General features: G+C 70.3%; 24 protein-coding genes and 1 pseudogene. 14 read left to right on the top strand and 11 right to left on the bottom strand.

Features of this window, described 5'->3' with window-relative positions; translation table 11 throughout:
* Positions 1-44: 44 nt before the first annotated feature.
* From JKV81_RS25940 to JKV81_RS25920, 5 genes are read right to left on the bottom strand one after another with little or no spacing between them, the layout of a single operon-like run.
* Positions 45-1,013 carry a glycine betaine ABC transporter substrate-binding protein gene (locus JKV81_RS25940; RefSeq protein ID WP_129263560.1) on the bottom strand — a complete coding sequence of 323 codons (969 nt, stop codon included), beginning with the start codon at positions 1,011-1,013 and terminating at the stop codon, positions 45-47.
* Positions 1,010-1,861 (bottom strand): ABC transporter permease, encoded by an 852-nt coding sequence (locus JKV81_RS25935; RefSeq protein ID WP_129263558.1) that lies wholly within the window; start codon positions 1,859-1,861, stop codon positions 1,010-1,012. The genes JKV81_RS25940 and JKV81_RS25935 overlap by 4 nt, the downstream gene beginning before the upstream one ends.
* Complete coding sequence (locus tag JKV81_RS25930) at positions 1,858-3,129, bottom strand: ABC transporter ATP-binding protein (RefSeq protein ID WP_129263555.1); 1,272 nt, start codon at positions 3,127-3,129, stop codon at positions 1,858-1,860. Before JKV81_RS25930 ends, JKV81_RS25935 begins: the two co-directional genes overlap by 4 nt.
* Complete coding sequence (locus JKV81_RS25925) at positions 3,122-3,769, bottom strand: ABC transporter permease (protein WP_202078039.1); 648 nt, start codon at positions 3,767-3,769, stop codon at positions 3,122-3,124. Before JKV81_RS25925 ends, JKV81_RS25930 begins: the two co-directional genes overlap by 8 nt.
* A 16-nt stretch (positions 3,770-3,785) precedes the next feature.
* Positions 3,786-4,259, bottom strand: coding sequence for an Lrp/AsnC family transcriptional regulator (locus JKV81_RS25920; RefSeq protein ID WP_129263550.1), 474 nt, complete (start codon positions 4,257-4,259; stop codon positions 3,786-3,788).
* A gap of 122 nt (positions 4,260-4,381) precedes the next feature.
* On the opposite strand from JKV81_RS25920, the gene hppD reads away from it, so the two are divergent.
* Entirely contained in the window at positions 4,382-5,527 is a 1,146-nt protein-coding gene (gene hppD, locus JKV81_RS25915; RefSeq protein WP_124276216.1) for a 4-hydroxyphenylpyruvate dioxygenase, read from the top strand.
* Positions 5,528-5,582: 55 nt separating this feature from the next.
* On the opposite strand, the gene JKV81_RS25910 is transcribed toward hppD, so the two are convergent.
* The gene (locus tag JKV81_RS25910; RefSeq protein WP_202078037.1) at positions 5,583-7,313 is read right to left on the bottom strand and encodes a tetratricopeptide repeat protein; all 1,731 of its coding nucleotides are present in this window, start codon (positions 7,311-7,313) and stop codon (positions 5,583-5,585) included.
* Between the two features lie 97 nt (positions 7,314-7,410).
* On the opposite strand from JKV81_RS25910, the gene JKV81_RS25905 reads away from it, so the two are divergent.
* A complete protein-coding gene (locus tag JKV81_RS25905; RefSeq protein WP_129263544.1) occupies positions 7,411-8,778 on the top strand; it encodes an FAD-binding oxidoreductase in 1,368 nt (455 codons plus the stop codon).
* 17 nt (positions 8,779-8,795) lie between these two features.
* Here JKV81_RS25905 and JKV81_RS25900 read toward each other — a convergent pair whose 3' ends face one another.
* The gene (locus JKV81_RS25900; RefSeq protein WP_124276219.1) at positions 8,796-9,278 is read right to left on the bottom strand and encodes an SsgA family sporulation/cell division regulator; all 483 of its coding nucleotides are present in this window, start codon (positions 9,276-9,278) and stop codon (positions 8,796-8,798) included.
* Between the two features lie 217 nt (positions 9,279-9,495).
* On the opposite strand from JKV81_RS25900, the gene JKV81_RS25895 reads away from it, so the two are divergent.
* Together JKV81_RS25895 and JKV81_RS25890 are read left to right on the top strand one after the other, a co-directional pair.
* Entirely contained in the window at positions 9,496-11,028 is a 1,533-nt protein-coding gene (locus tag JKV81_RS25895) for an RDD family protein (protein WP_129263541.1), read from the top strand.
* A gap of 111 nt (positions 11,029-11,139) precedes the next feature.
* A complete protein-coding gene (locus JKV81_RS25890; protein ID WP_129263538.1) occupies positions 11,140-11,790 on the top strand; it encodes an RDD family protein in 651 nt (216 codons plus the stop codon).
* A 26-nt stretch (positions 11,791-11,816) separates the two neighbouring features.
* Here JKV81_RS25890 and JKV81_RS25885 read toward each other — a convergent pair whose 3' ends face one another.
* On the bottom strand, positions 11,817-12,107 hold the full coding sequence (locus JKV81_RS25885; protein WP_202078035.1) for a hypothetical protein: 291 nt from the start codon (positions 12,105-12,107) through the stop codon (positions 11,817-11,819).
* Between the two features lie 380 nt (positions 12,108-12,487).
* Between JKV81_RS25885 and JKV81_RS25880 the strand changes: the two genes are divergently transcribed.
* Positions 12,488-14,887, top strand: coding sequence for an immune inhibitor A domain-containing protein (locus JKV81_RS25880; protein WP_129263532.1), 2,400 nt, complete (start codon positions 12,488-12,490; stop codon positions 14,885-14,887).
* Between the two features lie 122 nt (positions 14,888-15,009).
* A complete protein-coding gene (locus JKV81_RS25875; RefSeq protein ID WP_129263531.1) occupies positions 15,010-15,354 on the top strand; it encodes a hypothetical protein in 345 nt (114 codons plus the stop codon).
* A 55-nt stretch (positions 15,355-15,409) separates the two neighbouring features.
* On the opposite strand, the gene JKV81_RS25870 is transcribed toward JKV81_RS25875, so the two are convergent.
* Positions 15,410-15,994, bottom strand: a complete 585-nt coding sequence (locus JKV81_RS25870; protein WP_124276224.1) for an isochorismatase family protein — start codon at positions 15,992-15,994, stop codon at positions 15,410-15,412.
* Between the two features lie 125 nt (positions 15,995-16,119).
* Positions 16,120-17,446, bottom strand: a pseudogene (locus JKV81_RS25865) (nicotinate phosphoribosyltransferase).
* A gap of 88 nt (positions 17,447-17,534) precedes the next feature.
* On the opposite strand from JKV81_RS25865, the gene clpS reads away from it, so the two are divergent.
* From clpS to JKV81_RS25835, 7 genes are all read left to right on the top strand, one after another.
* Positions 17,535-17,843, top strand: coding sequence for an ATP-dependent Clp protease adapter ClpS (gene clpS, locus JKV81_RS25860; RefSeq protein WP_031100168.1), 309 nt, complete (start codon positions 17,535-17,537; stop codon positions 17,841-17,843).
* Between the two features lie 41 nt (positions 17,844-17,884).
* Positions 17,885-18,472 carry a DUF2017 domain-containing protein gene (locus JKV81_RS25855; protein ID WP_124276226.1) on the top strand — a complete coding sequence of 196 codons (588 nt, stop codon included), beginning with the start codon at positions 17,885-17,887 and terminating at the stop codon, positions 18,470-18,472.
* Positions 18,473-18,792: 320 nt separating this feature from the next.
* Entirely contained in the window at positions 18,793-20,223 is a 1,431-nt protein-coding gene (locus tag JKV81_RS25850) for an amino acid permease (RefSeq protein WP_129263527.1), read from the top strand.
* Between the two features lie 113 nt (positions 20,224-20,336).
* Positions 20,337-20,771 (top strand): M67 family metallopeptidase, encoded by a 435-nt coding sequence (locus tag JKV81_RS25845; protein ID WP_129263524.1) that lies wholly within the window; start codon positions 20,337-20,339, stop codon positions 20,769-20,771.
* A 117-nt stretch (positions 20,772-20,888) separates the two neighbouring features.
* Positions 20,889-21,002, top strand: coding sequence for a putative leader peptide (locus JKV81_RS36860; protein WP_315985687.1), 114 nt, complete (start codon positions 20,889-20,891; stop codon positions 21,000-21,002).
* 111 nt (positions 21,003-21,113) lie between these two features.
* Positions 21,114-21,392: a MoaD/ThiS family protein gene (locus JKV81_RS25840; RefSeq protein ID WP_124276230.1), complete on the top strand. Its 279-nt coding sequence runs from the start codon at positions 21,114-21,116 to the stop codon at positions 21,390-21,392.
* A complete protein-coding gene (locus tag JKV81_RS25835; protein ID WP_099172873.1) occupies positions 21,392-22,342 on the top strand; it encodes a PLP-dependent cysteine synthase family protein in 951 nt (316 codons plus the stop codon). Before JKV81_RS25840 ends, JKV81_RS25835 begins: the two co-directional genes overlap by 1 nt.
* Positions 22,343-22,429: 87 nt before the next feature.
* Here the strand turns inward: JKV81_RS25835 and JKV81_RS25830 are convergent, their stop codons facing one another.
* Complete coding sequence (locus JKV81_RS25830) at positions 22,430-22,912, bottom strand: type II toxin-antitoxin system PemK/MazF family toxin (protein WP_129263521.1); 483 nt, start codon at positions 22,910-22,912, stop codon at positions 22,430-22,432.
* Positions 22,913-23,085: 173 nt separating this feature from the next.
* Between JKV81_RS25830 and JKV81_RS25825 the strand changes: the two genes are divergently transcribed.
* Positions 23,086-23,838 carry an MBL fold metallo-hydrolase gene (locus JKV81_RS25825; protein WP_124276233.1) on the top strand — a complete coding sequence of 251 codons (753 nt, stop codon included), beginning with the start codon at positions 23,086-23,088 and terminating at the stop codon, positions 23,836-23,838.
* Positions 23,839-23,874 lie beyond the last annotated feature (36 nt).

Raw genomic sequence — 23,874 nt, 5'->3', positions numbered from 1 at the left:
TTGCAACGACTTCTTTGGACGTCGTCAGGAAGACTCCGTTCCGCTCAGCCCTCCTTGATGAAACCTTCCTTCACCAGCCAGTCCTTGGCGACCTCGTGCGGGTCCTGCCCGTCCACGTCCACCTTGGAGTTCAGCTCCTGCGCCAGCGGCGTCGTCAGCTTCTCGGTGATGGGCGCCAGCAGCTCGGCGATCTGCGGGTACTTGTCGAGGGTCGCCGTGTGGATGGCGGGGGCGGCGTTGTAGTTGGGGAAGAACTGCTTGTCGTCCTCCAGGACGTCCAGGTTCATCGCCTTGATCCGGCCGTCGGTGGTGTACACCTCGCCCAGCAGACAGCCCCCTGAGTTCACCTGGGTGTAGATGATCCCCGCGTCCATCTTCTTGATGTTCGAGGCCGGGAGATTCATCCGGTAGTGCTTCTGCATGCCGGGCAGCCCGTCGTCACGCGAGGCGAACTCGTTCTCCACGCAGACCGTCACGGCCTTCGGGTCCTTCTTCGCGAGCGCGGCCACGTCCGAGAGGTTCTTCAGCTTGTACTTGGCGTTGTTCCCCTTGCTGATGGCCAGGGCGTACGTGTTGTCGAGGGTGGCCGGCGGCAGCCAGGTCACTCCGTTGCCCTTGTCCTCGTCGCGGACCACCTCGTACTGCTTCTGCGGGTCCACGATCGGCTTCGCGTGACCCAGGTAGGTGATCCACGCCGTACCCGTGTAGTCGTACAGCGCGTCGGCCTCGCCCTTGACGACGGCCTCACGCGCGCTGATCGACCCGGGCAGGTTCGTCCTGTCCAGGACCTCGGCGCCGGCCGCCTTGAAGACCAGGCCCATGATCTGCCCGAGGATGATGTTCTCGCTGAAGTTCTTCGAGGTCACCGTCAGAGAGGCGCCCTTCAGGGGCTGTCCCTTGCCGAGCGATCCCGGTTCCACCTCGTCCACCAGCGGTGACCCGCTCTTCAGCCCGCACCCCGTGAGCAGGAGGGCGAGAGCGGCCGCCGATGCCAGGCCCGTACGTACCCTCACGCTTCCTCCAGTCCGCGCGGCGTCAGCCACAGTTCGACCAGCGAAGCCAGCCAGTCCACCAGCAGTGCCAGCACCACCGTCAGTACGGAACCGAGCACCAGCACGGGCATGCGCTGGGTCTGGATCCCGGAGGTGATGAGGTCGCCCAGCCCGCCACCGCCGCCGAAGGTGGCGAGGGTCGCCGTGCCCACGTTGAGCACCAGGGCGGTGCGTACGCCCGCGAGGATCAGCGGGACGGCCAGCGGCAGTTCGATCCGGGTGAGGGTGCCCATCGCGGACATCCCGATGCCCTTGGACGCCTCCACGAGGGTCGGTTCGATCTGGTTCAGCCCCGCCACCGTGTTGGAGAGCACCGGCAGGACCGCGTAGATCACCATGCCGGTGATGGCCGTCGACGGGCCGATGCCCAGCCAGATCACCAGCAGCGCCAGCAGCCCGATCGCGGGCGTGGCCTGGCCGATGTTGGCGAGGGCCGTGACCGCGGGGGCGGCCTTGTTCAGACCGCGGCGGGTCAGCGCGATGCCCAGCGGAAGCGCGATGATCAGCACCCAGAAGGTGGAGATCGCGGTCAGCCTGACGTGCTGCCACCAGCGGACCTGCACGTTGTCGCCGGCCAGCGAGTTCTCCGCGATCGAGTCGAGATCGACGTTGGAGATCCACAGGTAGGTCACCACGAGCACGACCGCGCAGACGGCCGGCACCACCACGAGCTTCTTCCAGGTGATACGGCGCGCCGGTGCGGACGACGGGGTGGGCTCGGCCTCTTCGTCACGGAAGGCCTTGCCGCCCACCTCGTGTTCCCCGGGCGGCCGTTGCCCCTTGGGGGGAGCCTGATGACTGGGGGTCACAGTCCGCCGTCACCCCCTTCCAGCTCCTGCTCCGTCCGGTGGGAGCGCAGCTCCTCCAGATCGTGCTCGTGCTCCATCGCGGCGAGGCGGTCCGCCTCCAGGAGTTCCTGCACGGAGTTCATCAGGGTCTGCATGTCGACGACGCCGATGAACTCGCCGCGCCGCCCCGTCACCGCGACCCGCCCACCGCTGTCGGTCAGCACGGCCTCCAGCGCGTCGTGCAGGGTGGCGTCCCGGGTCACCGTGTCGTGCACCAGCTGTCCGGCCCTGGCCAGCGAACCCTTGGCCCGCATGAGATCGCCGCGCCGCAGCCACTTGTACGGACGGTTGCGGCGGTCCAGCATCAGCAGCTCGTTGTGCTGGCCGTCCCGCAGCTTGTTGAAGATCGACTGGAGCGGGTCCTCGACGGTCACCGTGGGGAAGTCGGCGATCCCCACGTCCCGTACGCGGGTGAGGTTGAGCCGCTTCAGGGCCGCGCCCGCGCCCACGAAGCCGGAGACGAAGTCGTCCGTCGGGTTGGTGAGGATGGCCTCGGGGGTGTCGAACTGCGCGATGTGCGACCGCTCCCGCAGTACCGCGATCCGGTCGCCCAGCTTGATGGCCTCGTCGAAGTCATGGGTGACGAAGACGATCGTCTTGTGCAGCTCGTGCTGGAGGCGGATCAGCTCGTCCTGGAGATGGTCGCGGGTGATCGGGTCGACCGCACCGAACGGCTCGTCCATCAGCAGCACCGGCGGGTCCGCGGCCAGGGCCCGCGCCACGCCCACCCGCTGCTGCTGGCCGCCGGAGAGCTGGCGCGGGTACCGGCCGTGGAACTCCCGGGGGTCGAGGCCGACCAGGTCGAGCATCTCCTCGACCCGGTCCTTCACCCCGGACTTCGACCAGCCCGTCATCTTCGGCACGAGGGCGATGTTCTCCGCGACCGTCATGTGCGGGAAGAGACCGGAGGACTGGATGGCGTAACCGATCTTGCGGCGCAGCTTCACCGGGTCCATGTCGGTGACGTCCTCGTCGCCGATCCTGATCCGCCCGGACGTCGGCTCGATCAGCCGGTTGATCATCTTCAGCGTGGTGGACTTCCCGCAGCCCGAGGGGCCCACGAGGATCACGGTCTCACCGGCCTTGATGTCCATGGACACGTCCTCCACGGCCGGGGAGGGGCTGCCGGGGTAGGACTTGGTGAGGTTCTCCAGCTGGATGGTGGCGCCCGAGGTGCTCGCCGGGCGGGCCGAGGCCGAGTCCGAGGGCGTGGTGACGGTCTCAGGCACGGATCCCCCTGGAGATGGTGAGTCGCCCGAGAAGCACGTACGCGGCGTCGAAGAGCAGGGCGAGAATGACGATGCCGATCGTGCCGGCGAGGACCTGGTTGATGGCGTTGGCGCTTCCGAGTGAGGCGAGGCCCCGGAAGATCTCGTTTCCGAGTCCGGGGCCCGAGGCGTAGGCGGCGATGGCGGCGATGCCCATCAGCATCTGGGTGGAGACCCGGATGCCGGTGAGGATCGGCGGCCATGCGAGGGGCAGTTCGACTTTCAGCAGCCGACGGGCCCGGGACATGCCGATGCCCTTCGCCGCGTCGACGAGGGCGGGGTCGACCCCGCGCAGCCCGACGATGCAGTTGCGGACGATGGGCAGCAGCCCGTACAGGGTCAGGATGATCACGGTGGGCGGGACCCCGAGACCGACGAGGGGAATCAGCAGACCGATCGCGGCGAGCGACGGAATGGTGAGGATCGCCGAGGTGGACGTGATCGCGAGCGATCCGCCCCAGCCGCTGCGGTAGCTGATCACACCGATCAGGACACCGAGCAGCGTAGCGATGACCATGCACTGGAAGACGGCGCTGGCGTGCTGATACGTGTCGGTGAGCAGTTGCTGGTGGCGAGTGCCCAAATACTCCCAGAAGTTCACATGGTGCTCCGTAGGCTCAGGCGGTGTCCTCTGCAGCCTGCTCGATCAGCGGGATAATACGCAGGGGCACCGGATTTTCCATGACGATCGCCGTGGAGGCCCGCACGATGCCATCAAAGCCGAGGACCAGGTCGATCACCCGCTGGAGATCGGCGTTGGAGCGGGCCACGAGCCGGCACAGCATGTCTCCGTGGCCGGTCGTCGTGTGCAGTTCGAGGACCTCGGGCACGCTGCTCAAATGGGCCCGCACGTCGACGCCTTGGCCCTGCTTGATCTCCAGGGTGGCGAACGCGGTGACCGGGTAGCCGAGCGCCGCCGGGTCCACGTCCGGTCCGAAGCCGCGGATGACGCCATTGGACTGAAGCCGGTCGAGGCGCGCCTGGACCGTCCCACGCGCCACTCCCAGCCGCCGCGACGCCTCCAGCACGCCGATCCGGGGCTCGCGGGCCAGCAGCACGATGAGCCGGCCGTCCAGTCGATCGATCGCCATGATCCGCCTCCCGATGGTCAGCCTGTACAGACAGCCCGCCCATCCTGGCGTCCGGGTGGTCAGATTGACCAGGGGATCCGCGAACTGTTGCGCACCTTGCGGAGCGGCGGGAACCTTCGGACATGACTGAGACTGTGCACACCACCCCCGACACCGCCCGGCAGGCCGATCCCTTCCCGGTCAAGGGAATGGACGCGGTGGTCTTCGCGGTGGGCAACGCCAAGCAGGCGGCGCACTACTACTCGACCGCCTTCGGCATGAAGCTCGTCGCCTACTCCGGACCGGAGAACGGCAGCCGCGAGACCGCGAGTTACGTCCTGACCAACGGCTCCGCCCGCTTCGTCCTCACCTCCGTCATCAAGGCGTCCACCGAATGGGGCACCTTCCTGGCCGACCATGTGCACGCCCACGGCGACGGCGTGGTCGACCTCGCGATCGAGGTGCCCGACGCCCGCGCGGCCTACGCGTACGCCGTCGAGCACGGCGCGCGGGGCATCACCGAGCCGCACGAGGTCAAGGACGAGCACGGCACGGTCGTCCTGGCCGCCATCGCCACGTACGGCAAGACCCGCCACACGCTGGTCGAGCGCGGTGGCTACGACGGCCCCTACCTCCCCGGCTACACGGCCGCCGCCCCGATCGTGGAGCCGCCGGCCAAGCGCACCTTCCAGGCCGTCGACCACTGCGTCGGCAACGTCGAGCTCGGCCGGATGAACGAGTGGGTGGCCTTCTACAACAAGGTCATGGGCTTCACCAACATGAAGGAGTTCGTGGGCGACGACATCGCCACCGAGTACTCCGCCCTCATGTCGAAGGTCGTCGCCGACGGCACCCTCAAGGTCAAGTTCCCGATCAACGAGCCGGCGATCGCGAAGAAGAAGTCGCAGATCGACGAGTACCTGGAGTTCTACGGCGGCGCGGGCGTCCAGCACATCGCGCTCGCCACGAACGACATCGTCTCGTCCGTACGCGCGATGCGGGCGGCCGGTGTGCAGTTCCTGGACACCCCGGACTCGTACTACGACACGCTGGGGGAGTGGGCGGGCGAGACCCGCGTGCCCGTGGAGACGCTGCGCGAGCTGAAGATCCTCGTCGACCGTGACGAGGACGGCTACCTGCTGCAGATCTTCACCAAGCCGGTCCAGGACCGCCCGACCGTCTTCTTCGAGATGATCGAGCGGCACGGCTCGATGGGCTTCGGCAAGGGCAACTTCAAGGCCCTGTTCGAGGCGATCGAGCGCGAGCAGGAGAAGCGCGGCAACCTGTAGCCGGCACGGCTGAGGGCCCCTCTCCGGCCGGGAGAGGGGCCCTCACGCATGCGGGTCACGGGGACGCCGTGGCCGCTCCGGGCTTCGCACGCGGGGCCGCGGAGGCGCCTGCCGCACCTGTGGAGTCGTCCGAGCCGGCAGAGCCCGTGGAACCACCCGAGCCCGCCGAACCGGTCGAGCCCGCCGAGCCCGTGGATGCCGATGGCTCCGGCCCGGAGCCCGCCCCCGGCTCCCGGCGGGGCTCCTTCTCGGCCTCCTTGTCGGCCCCCTTGTCCGGACCCCGCGAGGGTTCCTGCGACGGGCCGGGCTCCGGACCCGACGGCTGCACGGCCTCCGGGCCGCCCGCCGCCGGCTCACCCAGCGCGTCCAGGGCCTCCCGCGCCAGCGGAGCGGCCAGCGGCGAGAAGTACGGGTTCGTGCGCAGAGCCTCCTCCAGATGGCCGCGGGCCGGACCGTCCTGGCCGAGGGCGCTCTCGATCGCCCCCAGGTGATAGGCGTACGAGGCGTCCCGTACGCCCGTCTCCACCGCACGCTCCGCGTACTGCATGCCCTCCTCGCTGCGCCCCGCCCGGTGCAGCGCCCAGGCCAGGGTGTCCGAGACCGCCGCACTGCGGCGCTGTGCCGCCCACTCGGTGCGCATCAGCTCCACCGCCGCCTCCGGGTCACCGTGGTCCGCCTCGAAGCGGGCCTCGGTCAGGGACTCGTCGACCCCGGCCGTCCGTGCCCGCGTCAGCAGGTCCCGGAGCTTCGTGTACTGGGTGCGCGCGTCACCGTCGAGGCCCAGCGACTCGTACAGCTCGCCCAGTTCGAGCACGTACTCCGGGCGGGGGAGCTTCGTGGTCACCGTCCGGTACTCCGCGAGCGCCTCGTCCGTACGCTCCAGGGCCGCCAGGGCGCGCGCCCGGCCCGCCAGCGACGGGAGGTGGCCGCGGTCGGTGCGCAGCGCGGCGTCGTACTGCGCGAGGGCCTCCGCCGGCTCCCCGCGCTCGGCGGCCAGGTCCCCGAGGCGGTGCAGGGCCGCCGCCTTCGCGGCCGGGGCGCCGGCGAGGTCCGCCGCCTCCTGCGCGGTGGCCAGGGCGTCCTCGCGCCAGCCCTGGTTGCGGTACATCTCGGACGTCCTGGCCAGGGCGGGGGCACCCTTGCGCAGGGTGCCGAACTTCTCGGTCGCCCTGGCCGCCGCCGCGTACTCGCCGAGGCCGTTGTACGCGTCGATCAGCACCGGGTACGCCGTCCACTCCTTCGGCTGCCGCGAGCGGACCGTCTCGCCCCACTTCTTCCCGGCGAGGAAGTCGTTCCGGGCGTTGGCGAGCGCCCCGAGACCCACCCAGGCCTGCACGTTCCCGCGCTCACCGGGCAGCGCGGCCAGCGACCGCTGGAGGGCCTGCTCGGCCCGGGTGTAGTACGCCGAGTCCGCCGCCCGGCGCCCCCACTCCACGTACGCCGTGCCGAGCACCGCCCAGGACGGGGCGTCCGCGGGGTGCGTCTCCACCCACTTCTGCCGGTCGCCGATGAGGGCGGTCAGGTCGGACAGGGAGGCGGGGGAGCCGGCCGCCGCCGCGGACTCGGCCCGTGCGACGGGACCCTGCGCAGGCGGTGCGGCCTCCCCTTCGTCATCCGGTACGGCGATCACCGCGCCGGCCACCAGCACGGCTGCGGCCACCGCGCCGAACGCCGCCCTGCGCAGCGTGGTGCGCATCGGCGCGGGGGGCGGCGGGACGGACGTCGCACCCTGGGGCGGCAGGGTGGAGGGGGGCGGCTCCGGGTTCTGCTGCGGCTTGGCATCCATGGCCATCACTCTGCGTCAGTACGAAGATCGCATCGCGCTCCGTGATGGGTGACGCAGACGGGTTCACACCATTGGCCCCGGGTGCCACGCTTGGATCATGGACGCTCTCCTCGAACGACTGCGCGCGGGTCTCCCGGCCGAGGCACTGATCACGGACCCGGACATCACCGCCTCGTACGCCCACGACATGGCGAGCTTCTGCGACGCGGGCTCCCCCGCCGTCGTGGTGCTCCCGCGCACGGTCGAGGAGGTCCAGCACGTCATGAGGACCGCCACCGCCCTGCGGGTCCCCGTCGTCCCCCAGGGCGCGCGGACCGGCCTGTCGGGCGCCGCCAACGCCTCCGACGGCTGCATCGTGCTCTCCCTGGTGAAGATGGACCGGATCCTGGAGATCAGCCCGGTCGACCGGATCGCCGTCGTCGAGCCGGGCGTCGTCAACGCCACGCTGTCCCGCGCCGTCAACGAGCACGGCCTTTACTACCCGCCGGACCCCTCCAGCTGGGAGATGTGCACGATCGGCGGCAACATCGGCACCGCGTCCGGCGGCCTGTGCTGCGTGAAGTACGGCGTCACCGCCGAGTACGTCCTGGGCCTGGAGGTCGTCCTGGCCGACGGGCGGCTGCTGAACACCGGACGGCGCACCGCGAAGGGCGTCGCGGGCTACGACCTCACCCGGCTCTTCGTCGGTTCGGAGGGCAGCCTCGGTATCGTCGTCAAGGCGGTGCTCGCGCTGCGGCCCCAGCCCCCGCAGCAGCTGGTGCTGGCCGCCGAGTTCGCGTCGGCGGCGGCGGCCTGCGACGCGGTGTGCCGGATCATGGAGCGGGGACACACGCCGTCACTCCTCGAACTGATGGACCGTACGACGGTGCACGCCGTCAACGCGATGGCGTCCATGGGCCTCCCCGAGACCACCGAGGCGCTGCTGCTCTGCGCCTTCGACACCCCGGACCCGGCGGCCGACCTCGCCGCCGTCGGGGAGCTGTGCACGGCGGCCGGCGCCACCGAGGTGGTGCCCGCCGACGACGTCGCCGAGTCCGAACTCCTGCTCCAGGCCCGCCGGCTGTCCCTCCCCGCCCTGGAGACCGTCAAGTCCGCCACGATGATCGACGACGTGTGCGTGCCGCGCTCGAAGCTCGGCGCGATGATCGAGGGGACCGCGGCCATCGCCGAGAAGTTCGGCCTGACCATCGGTGTCTGCGCCCACGCGGGCGACGGCAACACCCACCCCGTCGTCTGCTTCGACCACACCGACGCCGACGAGTCCCGCAGGGCCCGCGAGTCCTTCGACGAGATCATGGCGCTGGGCCTCGAACTGGGCGGCACCATCACCGGTGAACACGGGGTCGGCGTACTGAAGAAGGAGTGGCTCGCCCGTGAGCTGGGCGAGGTGGGCGTCGAGGTGCAGCGCGGCATCAAGGCCGCCTTCGACCCGCTGGGGCTCCTCAACCCGGGCAAGCTGTTCTGACGCCCGCACGCCGCCGCTCAGGCCTCCCCGTCCTGCGTCTCGTCGGGCGACTGGGACCAGGGGTCGCCCAGCCACAGGTCGTCGGCCGGCAGCGGGGTGAGCAGCTCGGCGAGGGCCGCGTCCAGTCCGAGCAGCGTGCTCTCGGTCCCCGGGGGCACCACCCGCAGGGTGCGCTCCACCCAGGCGGCCACCGCGGCCGACGGCACCTCCAGGAGGGCGTTGCCGTCGGGCGAGGTGAGCGCGACGCAGATGACGCCCCGGTCCTCGACCTTGGTCGGCCAGATCCGTACGTCCCCGTGCCCGCACGGCCGGAACACGCCCTCCACCAGCAGCTCACGGGCGAACGTCCAGTGGACGGGCGACTCGGAGCCGATGTGGAACATGACGTGCACGGCGTACGGGTCGTCGGTGAAGTAGGAGAGCCGGGCCGGTACGGGGACGGACCGCTCGGGGGACAGGACCAGCTTCACTTCCAGCTCGCGTTCCACGGCGTTCTGCATGAGGATGCACGACCTTCCGATGCTCGTAGGGGCCGGTCCCTCGACCGGTCCGCAGAAGGAGAGAGCGCCCTCCTGGACGTCTATGACGCGACTTCCCAGAAAAACTTGCCCGGACCCTGAAAGTGGTCCAAACGGCAGGACAGGCCCGGGGGTGCTCGGAGGTCTGATAGATGTGGACCCTTGTATTGAGGACTCGAAGAGATACGGGACCACGGTGATGAGCGCCCCAACCCCGGCACCCGGTGACGAAAGCCCCCGCGAGGGGTACTACCCCGACCCGTCCATTCCCGGCTACGTCCGGTACTGGAACGGCGCTTCGTGGGTCCCCGGCACCAGCAGGCCCGCGCCCCGGCAGGACGGGACGACTCCCGCGACGCCCCCCGCCCCGGCGGCCGACGCGGCCCCGCAGCGGCAGGCCCCGGTGGACGAGACCGGGCCGATGTACCTCGACGAGGTCGAGGGGACGGACGCGCCCGCACCTGACGGCGGGTCCGTCGGCGGTGAGGCGGACGTGACCCCCGGAAGGCCCCTGCCGGCGACCGCCTGGCAGGCCGACACCTCCCGTCAGACCGGCTTCGGCGGCGAACGCGACCACCGCGTCTCGTGGGGCGGCAGGGATCCGCGTACGCCCGAGGCGCCCCAGCCCGAATCCGGGGCACCGGCCGCGACGCCGCCGTCCGTCCCCGCCCCGGCGGACGAACACCCCGCCGATCCCCGGCAGTCCGGCACCCAGGACCCGACGCGCGGTGCCCTGCCCGGCATGCGGGACGGCAACGACGAGGTGAGCGACGGCACCGTCACCATCCGCCGGGAGCGGCCCGGCAGCGACGACGCGGGCCGTCGTCCGCCGACCGAGGGCACGGTCACCATCCGCGCGGTCGGCCCAGGCGGCCGTCCCCCGCGCCCGCGCGAGGGGGGCCCCGCCCCCGCCGACGGCACGATGGCGATCCGCGCCGTTCCGCCGGGCGGCACCCCGCAGCCCCCCGCCCCCGCACCGTCGCCCACCCCGCCGCAGGCGCAGGCGCCGGGGCTGAACACCCCGCTGACACCGGGCCCGGGCGGCGGGTCCGCGTCCTGGGCGCAGCAGGTCCACCAGCTCGCCCAGCCCGAGCGGACGGCCCGCCCCCAGCCACCGCACCCCCAGCAGCAGAGCCCGGCCCCGGTGCCCGCGCAGCAGCACGGCCTCAGGGCGGAGCAGCAGCAGCCCGTGGTGCCGTGGAAGCCCCCGGTCGACGACCCCTTCCAGCAGCTCGCCCGGTCCCAGGCCTCGGCGAGGCCCGCGGGGCTCGGCAAGCGGCTGGCCGCCCGGATCGTCGACACGGTCGTCCTCGGCGCGCTCGTCGGCGCGGTCGGCTTCCCGCTGGTCACCCGGGCGACGGACCACATCGACCAGAAGATCGAGGCGGCGAAGCTGTCCGGTGAGACGGTCACCGTCTGGCTCCTGGACGCCACCACGGCCGGGCTGTTCGGCGGGGTGCTCGCCGCCTTCCTGGTCCTCGGCTTCCTCCTGGAGGCCCTGCCCACCGCCAAGTGGGGCCGCACCCTGGGCAAGAAGCTCTGCGGCCTGGAGGTGCGGGACATCGAGTCCCACGACTCGCCGACCGTGGGCGCGGCACTGCGCCGCTGGCTGGTGTACGGGGTGCTGGGCCTGCTCGCCGTCGGTGTGCTCAACGTCCTCTGGTGTCTGATCGACCGTCCGTGGCGCCAGTGCTGGCACGACAAGGCGGCCCGCACCTTCGTCGCGGGCTGAGAGGGGCCGGACCGGCCGCGGGAGCGGCCCGTACGCCCGTGTGCTGACGCCCCGTCCCCCGAAGAGACCCCAGCCGTTGCGGGCCTTCCCGGGCCGGGGTGCACTGCCCCCATGAGTAACGAACCACCGCCTCCGCCGCCCGACGACGACCCCTTCTCGAAGCGGCCGCCGCAGGGGCCTCCGCCCCCGCAGGGCGGTTCGCCCTACGGGAGCGGGCCGCCGCCGCCCCCGCCGCCGAACGACCCGTACGGCGGCGGTCCCTACGGCGGCGCGGACCCGCTGGCGGGCATGCCACCGCTCGCCGAACCGGGGAAGCGGATCCTGGCGCGGCTGATCGACTTCCTCATCATCTCGATCCCGCTGTATCTGATCTCGCTCCCCTTCGGCGGTGCGGTCGACGTGTCCTCGGACGACGGCAACGACGACTTCGGCAACGCCATCGGCAACACCTACACCGGTCATCAGCTGGTGTGGTCGCTGATCGGCCTGGTGGTCTACGTCGCGTACGACACGTACTTCACCCACAAGGACGGCCGGACGCTGGGCAAGCGCCTGCTGAAGATGCGCGTCGCGATGCTCAACGACGGCTCGGTCCCCGACACGAGCTCCTCGCTGATGCGGGCCGTGGTGCTCTGGCTCCCCGCGCTGCTGTGCTGCCCGTGCCTGTGGTGGCTCATCAACATCGTGCTGATGTTCACGGACAAGCCCTACCGGCAGGGTCTCCAGGACAAGGCGGGCAAGACCGTGGTCGTCAACACGTGAGCGTCGTCAACACCTGAGCACGGGAGTCAGCGGTGCAGCGAGTGCTCGCCGATGTGCTCCCGCCGGGCGGCGGCGATCTCGATGTCCTCGATCGTGCGGTGGGTGCGGGCGGCGGTGGGCGGTGCCGTCGCCGGCCGGGCCGTCCTCGTACGCGCGGGCAGGGCCAGGGCGACCAGCAGGCCGAGCAGCAGCGCCACGGTGCCGACCGCGGCGACGCCGATGCCCGACTCCGTCCGGAACAGCAGCAGCAACGCGAGGGCGGAGAACACGACGGTGGCCGAACCGTAGGAGAACTGTGCGGCAGTCGGACGCGGCATGGCGATATCCGTCCTCGGGGTGTCGGATAGGGAAGTCTCTCAACACGTTCGCACTGTCAATCGACTCTACGACGGTGGATGCCCGTGAGGAACGGGTAGTAAGCGTGACCTAACCCACGGTACCGGTGCACAGGGGGCGCACGGAGTCACGCTGATGCCCGCAGGCGTCGGCGGCGCGCCGGTCGGCGGTCCGGAAGGCCGGGATCCGCGTCCGGATAGCGGAAGAGGCCTCCCGCATAGTGCACTTGGTATGTGCAAGTCAAGATCTGTCTTTTCTCTCATAACTCCGATCGAATGTCGTCACTTGTGACGCGTTGAACGCGCGCGGCCCGCACTCACCCCCTGGCCGCGGACGCGAACGCCGGGGAGGACTGCATCAAGTGACCACTCAGAGACGGGCGCTGCGCGCCACCGCCGTAGCCGTGGCCCTGGCCGCCACCGCCGCGACGGCATCCACCTTCGCCACCGCCCAGGCGGATGACAAGGTGCCGGGATCGGGCGCCTCCATCGTGGACCGGCGCGACCCCGCGCCGGTCAAGGCGACGGAGCACGACCTGGAAGGACCCTTCAGCAAGCAGCAGGACGCACAGCGCCAGGCCGCGCTGGAGCAGGTCCTTTCCGGCGACAAGAAGGTGACCGCCAAGGGCGGTTCCAAGGTCGTCAAGCTCGGCAAGAGCAAGTACGTCGAGCTCGGCCGGGAGAAGACCGACAAGATCTTCACCATCCTCGTGGAGTTCGGCGACCAGGTCGACGACACCACGATGTACGACCCGGACGGCGACGGCCCGAAGCCGCCCGTCAAGAAGTACGGCGGCACGCCCGGCCCGCTGCACAACGAGATAGCCGAGCCCGACCCGGCGAAGGACAACAGCACCGCCTGGCAGGCCGACTACAGCCAGGAGCACTTCCAGGACCTGTACTTCGGCGAGGGCAAGAACAAGGACTCGCTCAAGACGTACTACGAGAAGACGTCCTCCGGGCGCTACTCGGTCGACGGCGAGGTCTCGGACTGGGTCAAGGTGCCCTACAACGAGGCGCGTTACGGCTCCAACTACTGCGGCTCGACCAACTGCGCCAACGTCTGGGACACGGTCCGTGACGGCGTCAACGCCTGGGTCGCCGACCAGAAGGCCAAGGGCCGCACCCTGGACCAGATCAAGGCGGACCTCGCCCAGTACGACCAGTGGGACCGCTACGACTACGACGGCGACGGCGAGTTCAACGAGCCCGACGGCTACATCGACCACTTCCAGCTGGTCCACGCCGGCGAGGACGAGTCCGCGGGCGGCGGCGCCGAGGGCACGAACGCCATCTGGGCGCACCGCTGGTACGCGTACGGCACGAACGCCGGCGCGACGGGCCCCGAGGGCAACAAGGCCGGCGGCGCCGAGATCGGTGACACCGGCATCTGGGTCGGCGACTACACCGCGCAGCCCGAGAACGGCGGACTGGGCGTCTTCGCCCACGAGTACGCCCACGACCTCGGCCTCCCGGACCTGTACGACACCTCCGGCGGCGGCGAGAACTCGGTCGGCTTCTGGTCCCTGATGTCCGCGGGCTCCTGGCTCGGCACCGGCAAGGGCGAGATAGGCAACCTCCCGGGCGACATGACCGCCTGGGACAAGCTCCAGCTCGGCTGGCTCGACTACGACACGGCCAAGGCCGCCACGAAGTCGACCCACAAGCTGGGGGTCTCGGAGTACAACACCAAGGACAAGCAGGCGCTCGTCGTCGAGCTGCCCGAGAAGGCCGTCACCACCACGGTCACGAAGCCCGCGGAGGGCTCCAAGCAGTGGTGGAGCGACATGGGTGACGACCTGTCGAACACCCTGACCCGCCCGGTCGACCTGACCGGCAAGTCGGCCGCCTCGCTGGACCTGTCCGGCTGGTACGACATCGAGGCCGACTACGACTACCTCTACACCGAGGTCTCGGACAACGGCGGCAGCAGCTGGACCGCGCTCGACGGCACCGCCGACGGCAAGGCGATCCCGCGTGACGCCAGCGACAAGCCGGCCCTGACCGACGTCTCCGGCGCGTACAAGAAGCTCTCCTTCCCGCTGGACGCCTACGCGGGCAAGAAGATCGACATCCGCTTCCGCTACCAGACGGACGGCGGCGCGGGCGGCAAGGGCTTCACGGCCGACGCCATCACCGTCACCGCCGACGGCGCCGTGCTCTTCTCGGACGACGCCGAGGGCGACGACAACGGCTGGACCGCCAAGGGCTTCTCGCGGATCGGTGAGTCGTTCACCAACGACTACCCGCAGTACTACATCGCCGAGAACCGCCAGTACGTCTCGTACGACAAGACCCTCGAGGTCGGCCCGTACAACTTCGGCTTCTCCACCACCCGCCCGGACTGGGTCGAGCACTACGCCTACCAGAACGGCCTGATGGTCTGGCTCTGGGACACCTCCCAGAAGGACAACAACACCTCGCAGCACGAGGGCACCGGCCTGATCCTGCCGGTGGACTCGCACGCGAAGCCGCTGAAGTGGAAGGACGGCACGCTCCTGCGCAACAAGATCCAGCCGTTCGACGCGCCGTTCAGCTGGTACCCGAACCAGGGCTTCACGCTGCACAACGCGGACGTCGCGCTGAAGATCAAGCCGTCGCTGGGCGTCCCGGTCTTCGACGACCGCAAGGGCACCTACTGGTACAAGGAAAACCCGACAGGCAGTGTCAAGGTTACTGACACCAACACCCGGATCACCATCGTGAACGAGCCGCTCAGCGGCTCGACGATGACCGTGAAGGTCGGCCCCTCGGGCAAGTAGTCCGAAAAACGCCTGGTCAAAGCATGATCGGCCGTCGCCCTCTAGCGGGGCGGCGGCCGATCGTGTTTAGGTGCGTCCTACCGATCCTTATTGACACGAAGTCTTACGGGGGAGCGCGAAGCATGGCAGGCGGAGGTTTCTGCAGGTTGCCCAACGGCACTGTGGTGGTGGCACTGACCCTGAACGGCCCGGCCGGCGGATCCGGCCCGGGAGAGCCGGTACGGGTGCTGGTGCACGCGGCGAACCGGGCGCGCGCCCTGACCAGGCTGCGCAACCTGGGCCTGCGTGCCGTCTACCTCAGGGGCAACGCCCACCCGCCCACCCCGGACGAGATAACGGCGGTCCTGCACCACCCCGACGGGTTGCTCTGGCGCACGGCGCCGCAGACCGGCCAGGAGCTCTGGCACCCGATACGGGCGCTGCTGGGATCCGCCGGATACGCGGGGCCGGCCCGCCCGGCGGCCTGAGGGCGCTGAGGGCGGCCAGGGCGCCGGGGACGCCGCAGGTGCGCCCCTGGGCCCGTCAGACGACGGGCTTGCCGGACAGCTCCACCCCGGCGGTGCGCATCTCCTCCAGGGCCCGCTCCGTGGTCCCCTCGGCGACACCGGCGGTCAGGTCCAGCAGGACGTGCGTGGCGAAGCCCTCGCGGGCGGCGTCCAGGGCCGTGGCCCGCACGCAGTGGTCCGTGGCGATGCCGACGACGTCGACGGCGGTCACGGAGCGGTCCCGCAGCCACTGGGCGAGGCCGGTGCCGTTCTCGTCGACCCCCTCGAAGCCGCTGTACGCCGCGTCGTACGCACCCTTGTCGAAGACGGTGTCGATCGCGCCGGAGGCGACGGCGGGCGCGAAGTTCGGGTGGAAGCCCACGCCCTCCGTGCCGGCGACGCAGTGCGGCGGCCAGGAGTGCTCGAAGTCGGGTGCCGTGGAGAAGTGGTCCCCGGGGTCGATGTGGTGGTCCCGGGTGGCCACCACATGGCTGTAGCCGGGCTGGGCCTCACCGATCAGATCGGTGATGGCGGCGGCGACATCGGCGCCGCCCGCCACCGCGAGGCTGCCGCCCTCGCAGAAGTCGTTCTGAACGTCAACGACGATCAAGGCGCGATGCATGGCGGTTGTCCTTCGGTGGGGGTCGGGCGGTCGTGCGTACGGGTGCGGTGGGGATGCCACCGAGCCTAGAGACTCGGCGGACCCTGCGGGAGGGGGCGGGCAGGCCTCACGTCTACCCGGGGGCCTCAGACGTACTCCGTGGGGAGCACCGGCTCCCCGCGGGACAGCTGCATCGCCGACATCGGCAGCCCCGACCGGGCCGCGATGTGCCGCTCCCGCGCGGCCTCCAGCGGCTCCCTGCCGACGACCTCGCCGCCCTTGACCAGCTCCACCAGCAGCTGCCGGTCCGCCAGCTCCGCCGGGACCTCGCCGCTGCCGATCACCTCGGCCTCGGCCACCCCCGCCTCGTCCAGCCGGCGCGCGGCCCACTTGCGGCCGCCCCTCGACGACTTCGCGCCCAGTGACTTCTTCGCCACCGGCAGCAGCGGGTCGGCCGGATCGGCACCGCGCCCGCGCCACCAGCTTGTAGACCATCGAGCACGTCGGGTGGCCGCTGCCGGTGACCAGCTGCGTGCCCACCCCGTAGCTGTCGACCGGCGCGGCGGCCAGCGAGGCGATCGCGTACTCGTCCAGGTCGGACGTCACCACGATCTTCGTCTCCGTGGCACCCAGCTCGTCCAGCTGCTGCCGGACCCGGTGCGCGACGAGCAGCAGGTCGCCCGAGTCGATGCGTACGGCGCCGAGCTCCGGCCCCGCGATCTCCACCGCCGTACGGACCGCCTCGGTCACGTCGTACGTGTCGACGAGCAGCGAGGTGCCCCGGCCCAGCGAGTCCACCTGCGCCTGGAAGGCGTCCCGCTCGCTGTCGTGCAGCAGCGTGAAGGCGTGCGCGCTCGTCCCGACGGTCGGGATGTTGTAGCGGAAGCCGGCGGCCAGGTCCGAGGTGGTGTGGAAGCCGCCGACGTACGCGGCGCGGGCCGAGGCCACCGCCGACAGCTCGTGGGTGCGGCGCGCGCCCATCTCGATGAGCCTGCGGCCGCCCGCGGCGGCCGACATCCGGGACGCGGCGGCCGCGATCGCCGAGTCGTGGTTCAGGATCGAGAGGATCACGGTCTCCAGCAGCACGCACTCGGCGAAGGAGCCCTCGACCCGCAGGAGCGGCGAGCCCGGGAAGTACACCTCGCCCTCCGGGTAGCCCCAGATGTCACCGCTGAAGCGGTAGTCGGCGAGCCAGTCCACGGTGGGGGAGTCCACGACGTCCTGGTCACGCAGGAAGGTGAGCATCTCGTCGTCGAAGTGGAAGTTCTCCACCGCGTCCAGCACCCGGCCCGTGCCGGCGACGACGCCGTAGCGCCGTCCCTCGGGCAGCCGGCGGGTGAAGGCCTCGAAGACGGAGCGCCGGCCGGCCGTGCCCGCCTTCAGTGCGGCCTGCACCATCGTGAGCTCGTACTGGTCGGTGAAGAGTGCGGTCGACGGCACACCGACCCGTCGCCCAAGGTCCGCTGAGTTCATGCCGGGGATGCTACTCCCTATTCGTCAAAGTGACGAGATGGGGGCGCCGTTTGTGCGCGGACCCCTCTCTGGTGGCAGCATGGGGTAGGTGAGCGTTGCTGCCCCCGTAGAGATCGAACGTCCCGAATCGGCCGAGGAGACCTTCGCCGTCCCCGAGCCCGATGTCCCCTGGGTGACGCTGGTGCACAACGACCCGGTCAACCTCATGAGCTATGTGACGTATGTCTTCCAGGCCTACTTCGGCTACTCCAAGGACAAGGCCCACAAGCTGATGCTCGACGTCCATCAGAAGGGCCGCGCGGTCGTCTCCAGCGGCAGCCGCGAGGAGATGGAGCGCGACGTCCAGGCCATGCACGGTTACGGGCTCTGGGCCACGCTGACCCAGGACCGGAACTGACCCACCGCTGCCCCTCCGTCCGACCCATCATCGGAGAATTCATGGCCGGCCACTTCGAGGCCACCCCAGGCGGCGGCGCGTCCGTCGCGCTCGACGAGGTCGAGATCGCCATCCTGCGCTCCCTCGCCGTCCAGCTGCTCGAACTGATCGGCCCCGGCGACCAGCCGGCCGAGGGCGAGGACCCGCTCGCCGCGCTCTTCGCCGAGGGGCCCAGCGAACCGCCCTCCGACCCCGCCCTGGCCCGCCTCTTCCCCGAGGCGTACGGCGACGAGGACAAGGAGCTGCGCGAGGCGTCCGCCGAGTTCCGCCGCTTCACCGAGAACGACCTGCGCACCCGCAAGCGCGAGGACGCCCTCGCCGTCGTACGGTCGCTCGACGCGCTCGCGCCCGTCGCGGACAGCGGGGCGGTGCTCACCCTCACTCCCGAGGAGTGCCACCACTGGCTGGGCTCCCTCAACGACCTCCGGCTCACCATCGGCACCCGCCTGGAGGTGTCCGACGAGGACGAGGGCCAGGACGGCTCGCTCTACCGGCTCCCCGACAGCGACCCGCGCAAACCGATGGTGATGGCTTATCTCTGGCTCGGGGCACTCCAGGAAACCCTCGTCGAAACGCTGATGCCCGACTGAGGGCGGGCCGCTCCGGCGGCCCGGCGGGTTCGCTCAACGGATGCTCAAATCCGAATAACGATCCCGTCACCTGAATGGCTCTCTTTGCAGCGGCTGGAAACGCTTGTCCGCTTTTTCCTGTGGCGTGCGCCACATAATGTCCGGTGGCCTCATCCGGCGCCCGTGATAAATCTTCACGACCGCCCGGGGACGCCACCCCTGTCCCCGGGGGCGCTACAAGCCGGCCGAACGCCGGCGGCACTCCATCCATATCCGGGGGGATCAGGACCTGATCCGACGCCGACGACGGCGCGGATCGGCGTGGAGAAAGGCGCAGCAACATGACATCGGCGCAGGTCGACAACGGGCAGCCGGACGGCCAGGAGGCCGTCGACGCCCCGGCGGGCGAGGGTTACCAGCGCGGGCTGGGAGCCCGCCAGATCCAGATGATCGCCATCGGCGGAGCCATCGGGACGGGACTCTTCCTCGGCGCGGGCAAAGCCATCGACAGGGCCGGCCCCAGCCTCATCCTGGCGTACGCAATCGCGGGCCTGGTCATCTTCTTCATCATGCGCGCCCTGGGCGAACTCCTCATGTACCGCCCGGTGTCGGGCTCCTTCTCGGAGTACGCGCGTGAATTCCTGGGCCCGTTCTTCGGATTCGTGACCGGCTGGACGTACTGGCTCTTCTGGGTCGTCACCGGAATCACCGAAGTCACCGCCGCGGCCACCTATATGACGTACTGGTGGGATATCCCGCAATGGCTGTCCGCACTGGTGTTCACCATCATTCTGTACGGTGCCAACCTGATCTCGGTGAAGCTCTTCGGTGAGCTGGAGTTCTGGTTCTCGATGGTCAAGGTCACCGCGATCCTCGGCATGATCCTCATCTGTGCCGGCGTGCTCACCGTCGGCTTCTCCGACGCCGGGGACACCGCGACCGTCGCCAACCTGTGGAACGACGGCGGCTTCTTCCCCGAAGGCATCAGCGGCACGCTGATGACGCTCCAGATCGTCATGTTCGCCTTCCTCGCCGTCGAGCTCGTCGGCGTCACCGCCGGTGAGTCCAAGGACCCGAAGACCGTCCTGCCCAAGGCCATCAACACCGTGCCGTGGCGCATCGCCGTCTTCTACGTCGGCGCGCTGATCATGATCCTGTCCGTCGTCCCGTGGAGCACCTTCAAGCCCGGCGTCTCCCCGTTCGTCGCCGCCTTCGAGGAGATGGGCCTCGGCATCGGTGCCGCGATCGTCAACTTCGTCGTGCTCACCGCGGCCCTCTCCTCCTGCAACTCCGGCATGTACTCCACCGGGCGCATGCTGCGGGACCTCGCGCTCAACGGCCAGGGCCCCAAGGCCTTCACCAAGCTGACGAGCAACGGACTCCCGCTGATCGGCACCACTTTCTCCGCCGCGCTGATGCTCGTCGGCGTCTGGATCAACTACCAGTGGCCCGGCGACGCGTTCACCTACGTCGTCTCCTTCGCGACCATCTCCGGCATGTGGGCCTGGATCATGATCCTGATCTGCCAGATCCGCTACCGCGCCAAGGCCGACCGCGGCGTCCTGCCCCACTCCACCTTCAAGGCACCCGGGGCGCCCTACACCAGCTGGTTCGCCCTCGCCTTCATCGGCCTCGTCATCATCATGATGGCCATCGACAAGGACGCCAGGATCTCGCTCTACTGCGCACCGGTGTGGGGCCTGATCCTCGGTGTCTCCTACCTGGTGCTCAAGGCCCGTAACCCCGAGGGCGCCGCCTTCACCAAGCGCTGAACCCCCTCACGGCGCCTCCGGGACACCGGCCGCCCCAACGGCCGTGTCCGGCATCCGGGCCCTCCCGTACCACCCCTCGGTACGGGAGGGCCCGTCTGCTTATCCTGGGCCCCATGCTGACCCTCACCCAGGCGCTCCACGACCAGATCGTCGCGCACTCCCGCGCCGACCACCCCGACGAGGCGTGCGGCGTGGTCGCCGGTCCGGCCGGGACGGGCCGCGCCGAACGCTTCATCCCCATGCTCAACGCCGCGCGCTCGCCCACGTTCTACGAGTTCGACTCCGCGGACCTGCTGAAGCTCTACCGCGAGATGGACGACCGCGACGAGGAGCCGGTGATCATCTACCACTCCCACACCGCGACCGAGGCCTACCCCTCCCGCACCGACGTCACGTATGCCAACGAGCCCGGCGCCCACTACGTCCTGGTCTCCACCGCGGACACCGACGACGCGGGCCCCTTCCAGTTCCGCTCGTACCGCATCGTGGACGGCGAGATCACCGAGGAAGAGGTCGAGATCGTCGAGGCGTACCCCCCGGCCGTCTGACCCACGGGGCGGCAGGACCGCGCGGACCTGACAGGCTGTCCCACATCGTGAACGCTCAGCATCCATCATGTGGGATCACACTCCGGATCCCGGGTGGGGAATCGATACGATGAGCGCATGGTTCCCCATGACGTGAGCGAAAAGGCCCCGGGCACACTGCTCGTCGCGCGGCTGCACGTCGACCTGTGCAGGCTGTCCAGCGCGATGTGTCCGGCCGCCGCCTGCCCGTGAACCGCACGGCCTGAGCCGCGGTCCGAGCGCAATCACGTACGCACCACCCCCGCGCGGGGGCACCAACGCGCGCCCCACGCCACCTCCCCGCTTTCGACAGGAGCCCACGCCATGGCCATCGAGGTCCGCATCCCGACCATCCTCCGCACCTACACCGACGGCGCCAAGGCGGTCGAAGGCAGCGGGGAGACCCTCGCCGACCTCTTCGCCGACCTGGAGAGCCGCCACACCGGCATCCGTGAGCGCATCGTCGACGGGGACCAGCTCCGCCGCTTCGTGAACGTCTACCTCAACGACGAGGACGTCCGCTTCCTCGACGGCATCTCCACCAAGCTCGCCGACGGCGACAACGTCACGATCCTCCCGGCCGTCGCAGGCGGCATGCGCTGATGCGGTACGACTCCCCGCTGGCGGCCGTGGGCAACACGCCCCTGGTCCGCCTCCCGCGGCTGTCCCCGTCCGAGGACGTCCGTATCTGGGCCAAGCTCGAGGACCGCAACCCCACCGGCTCGATCAAGGACCGCCCCGCGCTCCACATGGTCGAGCAGGCGGAGAAGGACGGCCGGCTGACACCCGGCTGCACCATCCTCGAACCCACCAGCGGCAACACCGGCATCTCGCTCGCCATGGCGGCCACCCTCAAGGGCTACCGCATCGTCTGCGTCATGCCGGAGAACACCTCGCAGGAGCGGCGCGACCTGCTCACCATGTGGGGCGCCGAGATCATCTCGTCCCCCGCCGCCGGCGGCTCCAACACCGCCGTACGCGTGGCCAAGGAGCTCTCCGCCGAGCACCCCGACTGGGTCATGCTCTACCAGTACGGCAACCCGGACAACGCCGGCGCCCACTACGCCACCACCGGACCGGAGATCCTCACCGACCTCCCCTCCATCACCCACTTCGTGGCCGGCCTCGGCACCACCGGCACCCTCATGGGCGTCGGCCGCTACCTCCGGGAGAACAAGCCGGACGTCGCCGTCGTCGCCGCCGAACCGCGCTACGACGACCTCGTCTACGGCCTGCGCAACCTCGACGAGGGCTTCGTCCCCGAGCTGTACGACGCCTCCGTCCTCACCACCCGCTTCTCCGTCGGCTCCGCCGACGCCGTCACCCGCACCCGCGAGCTCCTCCAGCAGGAGGGCATCTTCGCCGGTGTCTCCACCGGAGCCGCACTCCACGCCGCCATCGGCGTCGGCCGCAAGGCCGTCAAGGCCGGCGAGACCGCGGACATCGTCTTCGTCGTCGCCGACGGCGGCTGGAAGTACCTGTCGACCGGCGTCTACACCGCCCCCACGACAGAGGCCGCCATCGAGACCCTCCAGGGCCAGCTCTGGGCCTGAGGGACCATCGGGCCGCCCGGACCGCGGCGGCCGCGCACCCAGGAGGCGCGGGACGGGAGTGAAACCCGGCCCGCGCCTCCCGCACGCTCACCCCAGCCCGCGCACCCGCCCCCACACCTCGCCGTCCAGCTCGCCCGCCTTCCGGCGGAACCCCGCCACCGCCACGTCCCGCAGCTCGTCCGTCTCCAGGAAGCTCTGCCGGCCCCGCGCGTCCCCCACCGAACCCGGCGGCAGAGCGATCACCCCCGGCCGCTCCTCATGGTGCTTGCTGGTGATCTTGGCGACGACCGCCGTGCCACCCCGCACCGACAGCACCAGACACGGCCGGTCCTTGGACCCGGGACCGTCCTCGAACGGCACGTCGGCCCACCAGATCTCCCCCGGCCGCGGCACCCCGTGCGGGCGCCCCTTCTTCCGCCCGGGAGCCCGCTCCGGAGCCCGCCCCGGCGGACGCGTACGCCCGCCCGGCCGCCGCGGACCGCGCCCGCCTCTGCCCCGCGCGTCGGAGACCGTCGCCACGAGCGCCAGCAGGACGACGGCGGCCAGTGCCACCCACCACCACGTGTTCATGACCCGACCGTACCGGCGCCCGCCGACACCCGGGGCTTCCATCGAACCGGTGACAGCACAGGTGAGTTCCCCCACAACGGCAGGCGGTGGAGGAGCGACCAGCGGTTTCGCGCCTTACGCTCGACGGACCGCACGAACCCTCCCCGTTCCCACGCCTCGGAGGTTCACGCTCCATGAAGCTCACCGTCGTCGGCTGCTCCGGCTCGTTCCCGTCCGCGGGTTCGGCATGCTCGAGCTACCTCGTAGAGGCCGACGGCTTCCGGCTGCTCCTCGACATGGGCAACGGCGCCCTGGGCGAGCTGCAGCGCCATGTAGGTCTCTACGACCTCGACGCCATCTTCCTCAGCCACCTCCATGCCGATCACTGCATCGACATGTGCGCGTACTTCGTCGTCCGCTACTACCGCTTCGACGGCGGACGCCCCGCCCCGATCCCCGTGTACGGCCCCGAAGGCACCGAGCGCCGGCTCACCACGGCCCACGCCGACACCCCGTCCGACCACGCGATGGGCGAAGTCTTCGACTTCCACACGCTGAAGTCCGGCTCGTTCGAGATCGGCCCCTTCTCGGTCCGTACGGAGAAGCTCTGCCACCCCGTCGACACCTTCGGCATCCGGGTCGAGCACAACGGGCGCGCCCTCACCTACTCCGGCGACACCGGCACCTGTGAGGCGCTGGCCGAACTCGCCGAGGGATCCGACCTGTTCCTCTGTGAAGCATCGTTCATCCACGGCAAGGAGGACATCCCGGACCTCCACCTCAACGGCCGCGAAGCAGGCGAGTACGCCGCGCGCGCCGGAGCGGGACGCCTGGTCCTCACCCACATCCCGCCGTGGACGGACGCCGAACGCAACCTCGCGGACGCACGCGAGGTCTACGACGGCCCGGTCGAGCTGGCCGTCCCCGGCGCGGTGTACGAGATCTAGGGCCCGGCCACGGGCCCGGCCGCGACGGCACGGCGA

This window comes from Streptomyces silvae (assembly GCF_016745505.1).
Classification (GTDB): Bacteria; Actinomycetota; Actinomycetes; order Streptomycetales; family Streptomycetaceae; genus Streptomyces; species Streptomyces silvae.
Note: the sequence above shows the minus strand (reverse complement) of the source record. Positions and strands in the feature narration are given on the sequence as shown.

Bases quoted from the DNA above. Each gene is read 5' to 3' on its own strand.
- JKV81_RS25920 (WP_129263550.1), bottom strand. From the start codon at position 4,259: ATGGCGATCGATCGACTGGACGGCCGGCTCATCGTGCTGCTGGCCCGC.
- JKV81_RS25830 (WP_129263521.1), bottom strand. From the start codon at position 22,912: ATGAACACGTGGTGGTGGGTGGCACTGGCCGCCGTCGTCCTGCTGGCG.
- JKV81_RS25905 (WP_129263544.1), top strand. From the start codon at position 7,411: ATGGACGCTCTCCTCGAACGACTGCGCGCGGGTCTCCCGGCCGAGGCA.
- JKV81_RS25855 (WP_124276226.1), top strand. From the start codon at position 17,885: ATGGCCGGCCACTTCGAGGCCACCCCAGGCGGCGGCGCGTCCGTCGCG.
- JKV81_RS25875 (WP_129263531.1), top strand. From the start codon at position 15,010: ATGGCAGGCGGAGGTTTCTGCAGGTTGCCCAACGGCACTGTGGTGGTG.
- hppD (WP_124276216.1), top strand. From the start codon at position 4,382: ATGACTGAGACTGTGCACACCACCCCCGACACCGCCCGGCAGGCCGAT.
- JKV81_RS25895 (WP_129263541.1), top strand. From the start codon at position 9,496: ATGAGCGCCCCAACCCCGGCACCCGGTGACGAAAGCCCCCGCGAGGGG.
- JKV81_RS25845 (WP_129263524.1), top strand. From the start codon at position 20,337: ATGCTGACCCTCACCCAGGCGCTCCACGACCAGATCGTCGCGCACTCC.
- JKV81_RS25840 (WP_124276230.1), top strand. From the start codon at position 21,114: ATGGCCATCGAGGTCCGCATCCCGACCATCCTCCGCACCTACACCGAC.
- JKV81_RS36860 (WP_315985687.1), top strand. From the start codon at position 20,889: ATGGTTCCCCATGACGTGAGCGAAAAGGCCCCGGGCACACTGCTCGTC.
- JKV81_RS25890 (WP_129263538.1), top strand. From the start codon at position 11,140: ATGAGTAACGAACCACCGCCTCCGCCGCCCGACGACGACCCCTTCTCG.
- JKV81_RS25835 (WP_099172873.1), top strand. From the start codon at position 21,392: ATGCGGTACGACTCCCCGCTGGCGGCCGTGGGCAACACGCCCCTGGTC.
- JKV81_RS25825 (WP_124276233.1), top strand. From the start codon at position 23,086: ATGAAGCTCACCGTCGTCGGCTGCTCCGGCTCGTTCCCGTCCGCGGGT.
- JKV81_RS25910 (WP_202078037.1), bottom strand. From the start codon at position 7,313: ATGGATGCCAAGCCGCAGCAGAACCCGGAGCCGCCCCCCTCCACCCTG.
- JKV81_RS25900 (WP_124276219.1), bottom strand. From the start codon at position 9,278: ATGCAGAACGCCGTGGAACGCGAGCTGGAAGTGAAGCTGGTCCTGTCC.
- JKV81_RS25850 (WP_129263527.1), top strand. From the start codon at position 18,793: ATGACATCGGCGCAGGTCGACAACGGGCAGCCGGACGGCCAGGAGGCC.
- JKV81_RS25870 (WP_124276224.1), bottom strand. From the start codon at position 15,994: ATGCATCGCGCCTTGATCGTCGTTGACGTTCAGAACGACTTCTGCGAG.
- JKV81_RS25885 (WP_202078035.1), bottom strand. From the start codon at position 12,107: ATGCCGCGTCCGACTGCCGCACAGTTCTCCTACGGTTCGGCCACCGTC.